General features: G+C 60.1%; 9 protein-coding genes. 4 read left to right on the forward strand and 5 right to left on the reverse strand.

What is annotated here, in order from left to right; all coding sequences use genetic code 11:
* Positions 1 to 286: 286 nt before the first annotated feature.
* Together BQ5379_RS10755 and tsaD are read right to left on the reverse strand one after the other, a co-directional pair.
* Positions 287 to 2,455, reverse strand: coding sequence for a GDSL-type esterase/lipase family protein (locus BQ5379_RS10755; RefSeq protein WP_071135436.1), 2,169 nt, complete (start codon positions 2,453 to 2,455; stop codon positions 287 to 289).
* A 92-nt stretch (positions 2,456 to 2,547) separates the two neighbouring features.
* Entirely contained in the window at positions 2,548 to 3,573 is a 1,026-nt protein-coding gene (gene tsaD, locus BQ5379_RS10760) for a tRNA (adenosine(37)-N6)-threonylcarbamoyltransferase complex transferase subunit TsaD (protein WP_071135437.1), read from the reverse strand.
* Between the two features lie 114 nt (positions 3,574 to 3,687).
* On the opposite strand from tsaD, the gene BQ5379_RS10765 reads away from it, so the two are divergent.
* Both BQ5379_RS10765 and BQ5379_RS10770 read left to right on the forward strand, forming a co-directional pair.
* A complete protein-coding gene (locus BQ5379_RS10765; protein ID WP_083377721.1) occupies positions 3,688 to 4,143 on the forward strand; it encodes a copper resistance protein NlpE N-terminal domain-containing protein in 456 nt (151 codons plus the stop codon).
* A 211-nt stretch (positions 4,144 to 4,354) separates the two neighbouring features.
* The gene (locus tag BQ5379_RS10770) at positions 4,355 to 4,813 is read left to right on the forward strand and encodes a hypothetical protein (protein WP_071135439.1); all 459 of its coding nucleotides are present in this window, start codon (positions 4,355 to 4,357) and stop codon (positions 4,811 to 4,813) included.
* A gap of 808 nt (positions 4,814 to 5,621) precedes the next feature.
* Here the strand turns inward: BQ5379_RS10770 and BQ5379_RS10775 are convergent.
* The 3 genes from BQ5379_RS10775 to thiM form a co-directional block, all read right to left on the reverse strand.
* On the reverse strand, positions 5,622 to 6,128 hold the full coding sequence (locus BQ5379_RS10775; RefSeq protein ID WP_071135440.1) for a KdsC family phosphatase: 507 nt from the start codon (positions 6,126 to 6,128) through the stop codon (positions 5,622 to 5,624).
* 95 nt (positions 6,129 to 6,223) lie between these two features.
* A complete protein-coding gene (locus tag BQ5379_RS10780) occupies positions 6,224 to 7,450 on the reverse strand; it encodes a THUMP-like domain-containing protein (protein WP_071135441.1) in 1,227 nt (408 codons plus the stop codon).
* A 95-nt stretch (positions 7,451 to 7,545) separates the two neighbouring features.
* Complete coding sequence (gene thiM / locus BQ5379_RS10785) at positions 7,546 to 8,334, reverse strand: hydroxyethylthiazole kinase (protein ID WP_071135442.1); 789 nt, start codon at positions 8,332 to 8,334, stop codon at positions 7,546 to 7,548.
* A 209-nt stretch (positions 8,335 to 8,543) separates the two neighbouring features.
* Between thiM and BQ5379_RS10790 the strand changes: the two genes are divergently transcribed.
* Positions 8,544 to 10,808, forward strand: a complete 2,265-nt coding sequence (locus tag BQ5379_RS10790; protein ID WP_071135443.1) for a GH92 family glycosyl hydrolase — start codon at positions 8,544 to 8,546, stop codon at positions 10,806 to 10,808.
* 312 nt (positions 10,809 to 11,120) lie between these two features.
* Positions 11,121 to 12,956, forward strand: a complete 1,836-nt coding sequence (locus BQ5379_RS10795) for a peptide-N-glycosidase F-related protein (protein ID WP_071135444.1) — start codon at positions 11,121 to 11,123, stop codon at positions 12,954 to 12,956.
* The last annotated feature ends 140 nt before the right edge of the window (positions 12,957 to 13,096 follow it).

A 13,096-nucleotide genomic window follows, 5' to 3' on the forward strand; every position in this document is an offset into this window, starting at 1 on the left:
CGGCCGGGGGAGCGAGAAACGTTTTTTCGGATTTTTCCTAAATACAAATTCTTGACGCAGATCGTGCGGGGGGGAGTAATGTTGTAAATAGAATCAGGGTTGGAAACAGGTCGAACGTGATATGAATGGAGTGCCGGGTGCTTTGCGGGGGAAAAGATGTTGGGCCTGACCGTTGAGAGATGATAAGAAAAAGGCGCGGTCCGGATGAATTCTTTGTACGAAAGATTCATCCGGACCGCGCTTTTGTGATTTAGCCGGGGGTGTTGCACCACCTCCTGCGAGGGGCTTATTGGTTGAGCAGAGTCTTGATCTGTTTGCACCACACCTCGTAACCGGCGGAGGTCAGATGGATGTTGTCGCCGGAGTAGAGGCCGGGCAGGAATTTGCTGTCGGGACCAACGAACCAGGCGGTCGGATCGACATACTCTACGTTTTGCGGCAGGTCGGCCGTCCGTTCGGCGAGCAGTTGGTGTACCCGGAGGCTCTTCTGACGCATCGGGTCGGCGTTGTCGGCACCGGTCGGCAGCAGACCGAACAGAATGATGCGGCTGTTCGGGAAACGTCCGGCGGCCTCGCGGGCAACCGCTTCGATGCCGTCGGCAACCTCGTCGGGTTGGTCGCCGGCGATCAGGTTGTTCACCCCGATGGTGATGATCAGCGTTTCGGGACGGGCAACCTCATAGTTACCGTTTTGCAGACGCCACAACAGGTTTTGGGTCCGGTCGCCCGAGATCGCGGCGCTTTCCCACAGGGTACTGTCGCCGATCACCGCGTCCATGGCGGCGCGGCCGGGCTTGTAGGCCACACGGTTGCGGCAGCCGCCGAAACCCTGGGTGATGGAGTTACCCAGCAGCAGCACGCGCAGCCCTTTGTTCGGGCCGAGTTGTTGGGCATGTCGTTCCAGCGTGGCGGTGATGTCTTCGGCTACACTGTGCCACTCCGAACCGGCGATCCATCCGGCGGCCGAACGGTATTCGTTGCCGGGAACGGGGCGGGTGCAGGGGTTGGTGTAGAGACCTGCGGCACGAAGCATGAAGGTGACGATCGGCTCCGGATTGTTGAGCGAGTGGGGGTGGTGATCGACGCCCGGTTTGCGGATGATCTCCAGATGGGTGCCTCCGGCGGCGGTGTAGCGTTTCTCGAAAACGTTGGTGTTGTCGACCGGCGGAACGACCTGGTCGGCCTCACCGACAATGTGCAGCAGCGGAATGTCGGTCCGGGCCATGGCTTCGGCGTGGTCGATCGGATTCTTTTTCCAGTCGCGCAGCTCCTGGTCGCTGTCGAAGCCGTAGGCGGCCATCATCAGACGGGTGTCTTCCGCTCCGGCTTCGCCGCGGCCTGCGGGCCAGCTCTTGAGGTCCATGACCGGCGCGTCGGCATAGATGCAGAGCGTCTGTTTCGGATGGCGAACGGCCCAGTTGTAGATGGGCAGGCCGCCGCGGCTCATCCCCTCGAGGGCGATGCGTTTGCTGAATCCGGCACGGGTCATCATCTTGTAGAATTTATCCCAGCGTTTGAGGGCCTCTTCCGCGCCGTAGAGGTTGGCTACGTCGCAGTAGGCAATGGCGAAGCCGTTTTCGAGCAGGGCGATGTCGGCCTGCGGTTCGTGGCCCCAGAAGCGGGCGCGGAGTACCCAGGGCTGTCCTTCGGCAGCGGCGCGTGGCAGGACGAGGTGGCAGGCGACGCCTTCGCCCTCTTTGCCCCACGGCATGGTGAAGTTATACTGGGCGTGGCCGTGGAAGTTCACGCTGTCGGTCGGAGCGGGCAGCACGGCCGGATAGCCCGGGGCGGGACGGCCGCAGTTGCGGAGGATGTACTCGCCGATGGTGCGGGCCATTCGTCCGGCTCCGATCGAGGAGGGGTGGATGCGGTCGGGCATCAGAACACCGTCCCAGGTGTTGCCGAACAGGTTGTAGAGGTTGATGATCGGCAGGTTGTCTTCGAAGGCGAGCTGCCGCACGAGCGGAACGATCTGACCGCCGATGACCTGGTCGCTGATGTTGTCGTCGGTGAAGCACTTGACGGGGCTGAGCAGGATCACTTCGGGATGGGACGGAAGTTCGCGGTAGCTGCGGATCAGGGCGCGGTAGTCGGACAGAAATTCGGTGGCCAGATAACCGCGGTTCTGAGGTTTGGAGTCGTTGGTGCCGAGTTTGATGAGCACGATGTCGGGCGCGAACTCGAGCGAGGCTTTATATTCGGCAGTCTGGGTGTAGGGCAGGTCGCCGTGGTTCAGCAGGGTGCGGCCTGAGACACCGAAATTGCACACTTCGTACTCGTCGCCGAGGTACTCCTGCAATTGGGCGGGGTAGCTGTTGGCGTCGCGGTTGGCGATGCCGGCGCCGTAGGTGATGCTGTTGCCGACACAGGCCACACGCAGCGGAGTTCGTGCCTGGGCGCTGATGCTGAGCATCCAGCCCAGCAGGCAGATGATGATCAGGTTGAACTTTTTCATGCGGGATAGGTTTGGGGTGTTGTAAAATGGGCCCCGCGAAAGGCGGAGCCGTGGTTCTGTGGGGTTAAGATAAAGTCCGGTGTAGTGTGCGTCTACAGGTCGGCGGCGCGGGCGGCGGGAGCCATGTCCAGCGAGGCGAACTCTTCGCGCAGGTATTTGTAGTAGCCGGTGATGGCGATCATGGCGGCGTTGTCGGTGGTCAGCGAGAAGGGCGGGATGTAGGTTCTCCAGTCATATTTCTCGCCGGCGGCGAGGATGGCTTCACGCAGACCGGAGTTGGCCGATACGCCTCCGGCGACGGCGATCTCGGTAATGTCGTATTGTTTGGCGGCCTTGATGAGTTTGTTCATCAGGATGTCGACAATGGTAGCCTGCAGCGAGGCGCAGAGGTCGGCCTTGTGTTTTTCGATGAAGTCGGGATCGTCGGCCACGTGGTCGCGCAGGAAGTAGAGGAACGAGGTTTTCAGACCGCTGAAGCTGTAATCGAATCCGTTGACCGACGGTTTGGCGAATTTGAAGGCTTTGGGGTCGCCCTCCCGGGCGAGTTTGTCGATCAGCGGGCCGCCGGGGTAGGGCAGGCCCATGATTTTGGCGCATTTGTCGAACGCTTCGCCTGCGGCGTCGTCGATGGTGCTACCGAGGATCTCCATGTCGAGGTAGTCGCGCACCAGTACGATCTGCGAGTTGCCGCCCGATACGAGCAGGCACAGGAACGGGAACCGGGGTTTGGGTGCGTCGGGCCGGTCGGGCGTGGTGACGAAGTGTGCCAGGATGTGTCCCTGCAGGTGGTTGACCTCCATGATGGGGGTGTCCTGGGCGATGGCGAAGCCTTTGGCGAAGGAAACGCCCACCAGCAGCGAACCGAGCAGACCGGGGCCGCGGGTGACGGCGATACCGTCCACTTCGGCGGGGGTGACGCCGGCCCGTTTGAGGGCCAGGTCGACCACCGGGACGATGTTCTGGCCGTGGGCGCGCGAGGCGAGTTCGGGAATGACGCCGCCGTATTCGGCGTGGACGGCTTGGGAGGCGATGACGTTCGAGAGCAGTACCCCGTCGCGTATGACGGCTGCCGAGGTGTCGTCGCACGAGGATTCTATGCCGAGAATGGTGATTTCCATGTGTGCTGGGCTATCGGGTGATGTAGAATGACAAAGATATGAATTTTTCGGGTTTTGTCTTTTTGTAATTTTTGTGTATTTTCACACGTGGATAGTTAACCAGTTTGTGGGCGTATGAATACAAAACGTTTGTGTCAGATCGCTGCCGTGGCGCTTGCGGGCGCTCTGACGGCATGTGGCGGAGCAGGCTCCGCGAAAAGTGCTGCCGGGGCGGCCGATACGGTGGTGCGTCGCTATGTGGGGACGTTGCCGGCGGCCGACTGTCCGGGGATTGTTTTCGACGTGACGCTGGCCGCTCCGGCCGACTCGGCTTCGGGTGATTTCACCCTGTCGATGACCTATCTGGAGGCCGAGGATGGCAAGGACCTGACGGTCGATTCGCGCGGACGCTGGGAAACGGCGACCGGGATTGCCGGTGATCCGTCGGCGGTTTACTATCGGCTGGTAGAGCCGGGTACGCGCCCCGACACGACCAATTTCCTCTATATGGGCGACAGTATTGTGTTGTTGGGCGCCGGTTTGCAGCGTATCGAATCGGGGCTGAACTATACCCTGCAACTGCAAAAATAGCAGTAGGACGGGACGATGATTTTTATGCCCGGCGGGGGTGAGAGGAAAAGATGGATAGCCTCGGAGAACTTTATAATAAAAAAGGTGTTCGATATCGGAAAAATGGCCTGCTTTTTGCAATAGTCAAGAATGTTCCGGGTAATTAGGAATACTCCCCGAGCGGAAATATTCGCAGATCCGGATATGTCAAATGATAATACCAGGTAGAGTAATGGCTGAAAAAGATAATAATGCGGCTGCCAAAGAAGCTTTGGCCGAAGCAAAAAACAAACTGAAAGAAGCCGGACAGGCCGTCAAGGAAGCTGCTGCTCATGCGGCTACGGCGGTGTCGATCAAAACCGAAGACGTCAAGGAGACGGTGAAGGAGCGGGCTGCTCAGGTCAAGGAGACGGTTGCTGAAAAAGCGGCTCAGATGAAGGAAACCGTGGTTGAAAAGGCTGCCCAAATGAAGGAGACGGTTGCCGAAAAGGCGGCTCAGGTGAAAGAAACCGTTGCCGAAAAGGCCGATCAGGTTAAAGAGAAAGCCGGCGAGGTGGGTGAAGCGGTGAAGGAGAAGGTGAACAGCGGAGTGGCTACTGCAGCCTCGGCCGTGTCGGCCGCCGCTCAGAAGGTGAGCGCCAAAGCCGACGAGGTGGAGGAGAGCGCCAAGGCCAAGATGGGCCGGGACTAACCTGTTCACAAAACCCTGCAATTGTTCGTCCCTTTTCGCAGACACCGGGCGGTGCGGAAGAGAGTTTCGCGACCGTGGTGCATCGGGCGGAGGGGAAGAATTGCGGGTGAGAAGTTGCGACATTGTACAAAGGGTTTCCGAATAATCGTTCGGAAATGTTGAAAAGACGGGAGACGGGGGCGACGTTATGGGCATTCTGCCCGGTGGGTTTGGATTCGCCGCCCTCGCCTCTCCGTTTTTTGTTTTTTTTGAGGGATTTGAATGCCGTTGCTCGACGGTATTCTGGTCTGGAATGGATTGAGACGGAAGCAGCCGTGTCCGGTTGAAAGTGTCTGCCGCAATTGAAGGTGCAGAATGGATTGAAGAGGCAGAGCAGAGGCCGGAGAGGGGGATGAAGAGGCGGAGCGAAAGGAGAGGATCGGGAAAACGGCCATGGAGTGAGGGCAGGGGGAGCATGAGAGACGAAGTGGAGCGGAAGGTAGGCCGGGAGGTGCGGAGTGTATCAGAGGAAGGAGAGGGTGTGGAGTGGAACGAGAGAGACGGCCGGTGAGAGAGTGTGGGAGGCGCGTGGTGCTGGAGGGGCAGGACTGGACCGAATCGGATGAATAAAAAAGCCTCAGAATGTCTGAACAGCATTCTGAGGCTTTCTGTTTTTGATATTCCCGGATTGTAGTGGGAATCTGGGAAATAAGGTTGAGAAGGGCTCTTTGCAAGGCGCGTTCCGGTCAGGGAGGAACCCCTTTACCCTATGGCCTGATGAAACGAGGCGGGAACAGGACGGGAAAATGGAACCGGTTTCAGTCGCAGTTTAGTACTCGAACCAGTCGCCCCGGGCCCGCAGCACCTGTTCTATGATGTCGCGCACGCATCCGCGGCCGCCCGGGTAGGCCGACACGTAGTGGACCACCCCTTTGACCGTGGGGTCGGCATCGGCCGGAGCCGTGGCCAGACGTACGGCCCGCATGGGTGGAATGTCCGGGAAGTCGTCGCCCATGTAGATCATCTCGTCGAGCGGCACGCCGCACTGTTCGGAAAAGTGGTGGAGCGACTCGATTTTGCTCTCTTTGCCCGTGTAGATGTGTTCGATTCCGAGCCCCTCCATGCGTCGGCGGAGCTGGTCGCCGTGGCCTCCCGAGATCACCCCGATCGGGTAACCCTTCTTGACGGCGCGGACAACGGCCAGCCCGTCGCGAACGCTGTATTCACGCAGAAATTCGCCGTCCGGCGTTATCAGAATGCGGCCGTCGGTGAAAACCCCGTCGACATCGAAAACAAATGCCCGAATCTTGGCTACCTCTTCCTTGAAATTACCCATAATACGATGTTCTCTCGGTTTGTGTTGTTTGGATCGTTCCGCCGGGGGAGGATGGCTGAAATGCCGGGGGCGCTCCCGGACGGCGGTTGACAAAGTTAATCAATTCTGTCGACAAACAAGGCTGTGGGCTGGCCGTCGAGCGTGAGGACGAACAGATCGTTCGCGCCTCCCGGGGTGACGCCCAGTGTGCGGGCGATCTGTTCGGCTGAGGCCGGGAAGCCCCGGCGGTGGATGTTGAAACGTCGGATGCCGCGGCTGCGCAGCGTACGGGCGACCTCTTTGGGGCGGTAGGGCATGCGTTGCGTGATCCGGTACGCCGTGCCGGCAAAATCGGCGGGTACATGGTCCGATACGAGGTATTCACCCACCGGCGCAATGGTCCCGTGCGTCTGGCAGACAGCGGCGTAGGCGGCCACGGCGCGTGCCTTGTAAAAGGCGACGTCCGGCACCAGCAGGATCGGCAATTCGTCCGGTCGGCTGGCGGACGGAAACGGGGTGTCGAGCGATACCTGGCTGAAATCGAAACGGCGCACCTGGCCGTGGCGGATAATCGTTGTCCGCAGGTAGGGTGTAGCTTCGGCCTCCGCGGCGAATCCCACTTTGGCCAGCACCTCCTTGCATTCGCCGTCGAGCGAGATTACTTCGGCGCACGCTCCGGGACCGAAAAGCCGGTAGACTTCGGCTACGTCGAAGAGCGGCGACAGTTTGACCACGATGCGGCGGGCAAGGCTACGCAGCGTGGGGAGCATTTGCAGGATGTCGGGCGAGCTCTCTTCGATCGAATAGACCCGTTTCCCGTCGGCCTGTTTGCGCGATGGATCGACGTAGATCAGGTCGGCGTTGCGGTATTCGTCGGGCAGGGCGGCGACAAAGTCTTCGGCCGAGGCGCGTACCACGGTGATGTTGTCGGCTCCGAGGCGGCTGAAGTTCCACCGGGCGATGGCGGCTCGCAGCGGGTCGGTCTCGACCGTCACGACCCGTTCGAAAGCGCGGCTCAGCGCCAGGCTGTCGACCCCCAGACCGCACGTCAGATCGATCGCCAGTCGCCGTTCGCCGTCGGGGATGGCGTCGAGGATCCCCGCGGTGCGGGCGGCGGCGGTCGCTTCGCTGCTGGCCTGCTCGTAGGCGATTGGCGGTACGATGCACCGTGCCGCATGGTAGCCGGGCAGTTTGGTGCGGCACTTCTGGAGCATCTGGATCTGTCGCGTGACGGCCGGATGGCGCAACTTCAGAGCCAGACGGGCCGGGTTGTCGTCGATATGTTGCTCGACCAGGGCCAATCCTTCGGGTGAGGTGAGAAAATCGAATTCGTTCGGTTCCAATCTGTTGGTGCTTTTTGTGGGTGGTGGATTTCTGGGGTAGGGTGGGGCGGGCGTTGTCTGCTGCGCTGCCCGAGATAGCGAGCGGTCGTGTCGGTTTACTGCTGCTGGCCGAAACGGTACAGGGCGTCGAGGAAGGCGACCTGAAAACTGCCCGGTCCCTGGGAGTTGGCCAGTGCCTCTTCGCCGCACAGTCCCATCAGCGTCATGGCGTTCAGCGCCGCTTCGGCCGGGTCGCCGTTCACGGCGGCGAAGGCTCCGCATATGGCCGTGGCGGTGCATCCCATCCCCGTTACGCGTGCCATCATGGGGGTGCCGTAACGGTTTTCCAGCACTCGCTCGCCGCACACGATGTAGTCTGTCGGGCCGCTGATGACGACCGTTGTCCGGAGGTGCTCCGACAGGGCCGAGGCGGCGGCTACGGCGGCGTCCGATCCGGCGGTCGAGTCCACCCCCTTGGTGTGGGTCGTCGCTCCCAGACCGAAACCGGCCGCTACGGCCATGATCTCCGAACCGTTGCCGCGAACGATGGTCGGCCGGGCGACGCGCAGCAGGTGGTCGTTCACCTGGTTGCGATAGGGGGTGGCACCGGCTCCCACCGGGTCGTAAACGATCGGTATGCCGGCCTCGCTGGCGGCGCGCATGGCGCATTCCATGCCACGCACCCATTCCGGCGAGAGGGTCCCCACGTTGATGACCAGCGCACCGGCCAGCCGCGCCATGTCGGCTGACTCCTCCTCGCTGTGGGCCATCACGGGCGATGCGCCGACGGCCAGCAGGGCGTTGGCCGTGTTGTTCATCACCACGTAGTTCGTAATGTTGTGTACCAGGGGAGACTGCTCCCGGATTGCGGCCACGTCGCGCCGCAGAGATTCGTTCCGTTCCATAAAAGAAAGGTGCAAAAGTTCAGTTTCGGTTTCGAAGCGAATGGGTCTCTTGTTGTCGCGCCGTGGGCGGCGACGGGAAACTCCGCTTCCGTGGCTTTCTGTCCGAAATCGGATAAAACGGCGGCAAAAACAGGCTTGCCTTCCTGTTTTGCATCCGGCTTTTCCTATCTTTGCAGAATAGACGCAAATCTAATAACCCGAATCCAAATATGAAAAAACTCTTCATCGCAGCCGCCGCGCTGTGCACGCTCGGTTACGTCCACGCGCAGAAGGCGCCGGCCGACTACGTAAACCCCTTCATCGGCACCTCGAATTACGGTACCACCCAGCCCGGACCGGTCGTGCCGCAGGGGATGGTCAGCATGTCGCCCTTCAACACCATTCCCCGGCCCGAACACAAGGTCCATACGAACAGCTGGTGTTCGACCCCCTATGTGTGGGACAACAAGTGGACCATCGGTTTCACGAACGTCAACCTCAGCGGGGTGGGGTGTCCCGACCTTGGCTCGCTGCTGCTGATGCCCACCACCGGTAAACTCGAAGTCGATTTCCAGAAATACGCCTCGCCGCTCGAGGACCAGGTGGCTCGTGCCGGCTACTACTCGGCTCGCGTCTCGGCCTACGACGTGCTGGCCGAAATGACCACCACCACCCGCACGTCGCGTTCGCGCTACACCTTCCCGGCCGGACAGTCGCACATCCTCTTCAACATCGGTCAGGGGCTGACCACCGAGTCGGGCGGATATGCCAAAATTGTCTCCGACAGCGAAATCGAAGGGTTCAAAATCATGGGCGACTTCTGCTATGGCGTGCCGCAGTCGGTGATCCCGATTTACTTCGTGGTGCGCACCAGCAAACCGGCCCAGAGCGTACAATACTGGAAAAAACAACCCTCCTTTGCCGAGAGCGCCGTCAAGAGCTGGAGCAGCACCAGCGGCCGCTACAAAGTGTATGACCGGTTCAAACAGCCGCTGGCCGGCGACGACATCGGCGTGGCCTTCAACTTCTCGACCACGGCCGACGAAACGATCGAAGTGAGTGTCGGCGTTTCGTTCGTGAGCATCGAGAATGCCCGCGAGAACCTCGACCGCGAACAGCAGGGCAAGAGTTTCGACGCTATCCGCACCGATGCCGTCGAGGCCTGGAACCGTGTGCTGGGTGTCGTCAGCCTCGACGGGGGGACCGAAGACCAGAAAGTGCAGTTCTACACCGCCCTCTACCACAACTGGGTGCATCCGTTCGTGTTGCAGGACTGCAACGGCGACTATCCCGAAATGGAGAGCGGCCTGACGCGCCGCATGCCCGCCGGGGTCGACCGGCTGACGATGTTCAGCGGTTGGGACGTCTATCGCCTCACGCCCTTCATGGGGGCGCTCTTCTTCCCGAAACGGCAGAACGAGATGGCGCAGAGCATGATGCAGATGTACCGCGAGTCGGGCAACCTGCCCAAGTTCGAGATTGCCGCCAAAGAGTTCATGGTGATGGAGGGCGACGCCGCACTGCCTTACATGACCTCCTGCTGGTTCCTCGGCCTCACAAAGGGCATCGACACCGAGACCCTCTATCAGGCCATGCTCAAGAATGCGACCGCTCCGGCCGAAGAGAACCGCGTGCGCGGCGACCAGTCGTTCTACAACGAACACCACTACATTCCGCTCCGCAACAAATATGACAACTCCGTGTCGCAGGCCATCGAGTTCTACATGGCTGACTGGAGCCTGGGACAGATGGCCAAGGCGCTCGGCAAAACGGCCGATTACGAGATGCTCAACACCCGCGCCATGGGATACCGCACCTATTTCGACAAGAATTACGGTCTGTTGCGTCCCGTGCTGCCCGACGGCACCTTCATGCCGGGCTTCAACCCCCGCGAGGGTGAAAACTTCCAGCCGGTGAACGGCTTCCATGAAGGCAGCTCGTGGAACTATTCGTTCGACATCCCGTACGACATTCCGGGGCTGGTCAAACTCTACGGTTCGTCCAAACGGTTCGTCGATTCGCTGAGCGTCTGCTTCGATAACGGTTACTTTGACATGACCAACGAACCCGATATGGGTTATCCCTACTACTTCTCGTATGTTAAGGGCAGCGAGTGGAAAACCCAGTACTACGTGAACCAGTGCCTGCAACGCTACTTCGGCAACAAACCGGGCGGTCTGCCGGGCAACGACGATGCCGGTACGATGAGCGCCTGGCAGAACCTTTCGATGATGGGAATCTATCCGGCCTGCCCGGGACGTCCGGACTATGTGATCACCACGCCGACCTTCGACCGCGTGACGATCCAGCTCGATCCGGAGTACTACTCGCAGAAGGAACTGGTCATCGAGGCAGTGAACCGCACCCCGGAGAACATCTACATCGAAAAAATCGAACTCGACGGTAAACCTTTCCGCGGTTACTTCATCTCACATAAGCAGCTGACCGATGCCGGACGGCTGACCATCTACTGTACCGATAAACCGAAACGGTAGGATCGAATCGCCCCGCGCGGGGGAGTGATCGTTTGTCCGCCGCACGGAGGCTTATTGTACGAAAAGACCCGGTATGGAGCGTTTTTGCAAGCTCCATACCGGGTCTTGCCCGACCGGACGGGACGATACCGACGGTGAATTGTCCCGCGCACGGGGATCGATGGGGTATCCGGGACGGTGAGAGGCTGCTTTTTGCGGCTCGCTCCAGTCCTAAGAAGGGAGTGGATGCTCCCGAAGTGATTACGTCGGAGACCGAACGGTTCTTGTGAAATTTTACTTTGTGAAACGTAATGTTTATCTAATCCAATACCCATGAAAAAAACACTCTTGACGGCTGCGCTTGGACTGCTTACGGCAGGTGCGTTGGCCGGCGAAACCTACCGGATCACCTACGCTGCGCCCGGACGTGGCGGTCGGACGGCTGCCGTGCGCACCGTGCTGACCATCGATGGCGAACAGTGCCGCATTGGCCGCGAGATCGACACCGCACTGATGCTCAAACAGCATCCCGACTGGCTCAAACGTCAGGCCGAAAGTAACATGCCGCAGGTCAACCAGGTGCAGTACATCGACTATGGTACCGGCCGGTATTACAGCGTGGCCGAGTTGCCGCAGAATCAGGTGATCGCCACCGAAGAGCGGTTTGTGCTCGACTCGGCGCTGGTCATCGAACCGAGCGATACGGTGATTTGCGGCTACCGGTGCAAGGTGGCCACGACCGTAATCCGTTCGAACACCATCAAGTACTGGTTTACCGACGAGGCCGGTACGCGCGGAACCATTCAACCGGCAGCCGACCTGCCCAACGGTCTGGTACTGATGACCTCGCGCAACGGAAACATCGGGCTGAAGGCCCAGTCGATCGAAAAGATCGACCGGCCGGCGAACGAACCGCTGATTCCCGCCTTCAGCGAGCTGGTCGATGCACCGATGTACCGCTATCGCGTCAACAATGCCGGTGTGATTACGATTCCCATCTTCGACAACGAATATATCGGCATCACGGCCTCGAATGCGCCGCGGACGATCGATTCGCTGCAGTCCGGCGTGATTTACCGGCTCAGCGGCGGCACCGTGATCCTCAAAAAGGTCAAACTGCCCCAGGCAACCCAACGGTGGAACATCTTTGCCAAGGTGGTCGAGAAGGCCGACAAGGATGCTTATGATCGTACCGGCTCGATCTTTGTGATCCCGACCGGCAAGGAACAGTCGTTCCTCGACGCGCTGATCGGCGGCATCGGCAGCGTGCCCGCATTCGAAGCGCACGACAGCTCGCGCTATCCCGGTATTATTGCGACCGACACCTACGACACGCCGGTCGAGATGATGCGCTTCTTCACCCCCTTCGGTGTCGGAGGCTATAACTCGCATCAGGTCCCCGGACAGGTTTGGGCCGATTCGGTGATCTATCATCAGGATGTAACTCACCTCGCCCCGCTGCTCGAAGGCGAAGTGTGGATCGGTGCCTACATCGGCAACTGGGCGTCGCAGGCTCACAAACTCTCCCTTACGCTCAAGTTCCACCCCGACGGGGAGTCTCGTCCGGACCATACGGTGATTCCGGTGTTCAACTCCGTGAACCTCATGGAGCAGGGCGGTCAGGGCTATCCCGCATTCCTGGGGAACGATTCGCTGCGTGTGACGATTGACGTGCCGCACAACATTCAGGGTGCACAACTCGTCTATCTGACCACCGGCCATGGCGGCTGGGGCGGCGGTGACGAGTTCAACCCCAAGGAGAATACGATTCTGCTCGACGGAGAGAAGATCTTTACCTTCATTCCATGGCGTGAAGACTGTGCCTCGTATCGCGACCGCAACCCGGCTTCGGGTAACTTCAGCGATGGCCTCTCGTCCAGCGACTACAGCCGTTCGAACTGGTGCCCCGGTACGGTCACCAATCCGGTTTACATCCCGCTGGGCGACCTGCCCAAAGGACGCCACACCATTGCTGTGACTATCCCGCAGGGCAAACCCGACGGAGGGGCGTTCAGCTACTGGTGTCTTTCGGGTGCCATTATCGGTCGTCAGGTCGAACAGTTTGGCGAGGGTACATCACGAACCGCGTTGAGCGACGTGAAAACTCACCCCGCAAAGGCTCACAAGGGCGACAAGAAAGGCAAAAAGTCGGCCAAACGAAACAAATAGCACGTTGGCCGGTCGGGGCGGAGTGTTGCTCTGTTCCGGCTCGATGAGGCGCCCGGTTCCCCGATGACCCGATGGTCTGGGAATGTTCCCGGTTTACGGACGAAAGGTGTGCCCGTGCCCCATGTGAGAAAAGAGACGTC

The sequence above is a fragment of the Millionella massiliensis genome (assembly GCF_900104655.1).
GTDB classification, from domain to species: domain Bacteria; phylum Bacteroidota; class Bacteroidia; order Bacteroidales; family Rikenellaceae; genus Rikenella; species Rikenella massiliensis.

Excerpts from the sequence above, each read along its gene's own strand:
- BQ5379_RS10755 (WP_071135436.1), bottom strand. The coding sequence starts at position 2,455 with ATGAAAAAGTTCAACCTGATCATCATCTGCCTGCTGGGCTGGATGCTC.
- tsaD (WP_071135437.1), bottom strand. The coding sequence starts at position 3,573 with ATGGAAATCACCATTCTCGGCATAGAATCCTCGTGCGACGACACCTCG.
- BQ5379_RS10765 (WP_083377721.1), top strand. The coding sequence starts at position 3,688 with ATGAATACAAAACGTTTGTGTCAGATCGCTGCCGTGGCGCTTGCGGGC.
- BQ5379_RS10770 (WP_071135439.1), top strand. The coding sequence starts at position 4,355 with ATGGCTGAAAAAGATAATAATGCGGCTGCCAAAGAAGCTTTGGCCGAA.
- BQ5379_RS10775 (WP_071135440.1), bottom strand. The coding sequence starts at position 6,128 with ATGGGTAATTTCAAGGAAGAGGTAGCCAAGATTCGGGCATTTGTTTTC.
- thiM (WP_071135442.1), bottom strand. The coding sequence starts at position 8,334 with ATGGAACGGAACGAATCTCTGCGGCGCGACGTGGCCGCAATCCGGGAG.
- BQ5379_RS10790 (WP_071135443.1), top strand. The coding sequence starts at position 8,544 with ATGAAAAAACTCTTCATCGCAGCCGCCGCGCTGTGCACGCTCGGTTAC.
- BQ5379_RS10795 (WP_071135444.1), top strand. The coding sequence starts at position 11,121 with ATGAAAAAAACACTCTTGACGGCTGCGCTTGGACTGCTTACGGCAGGT.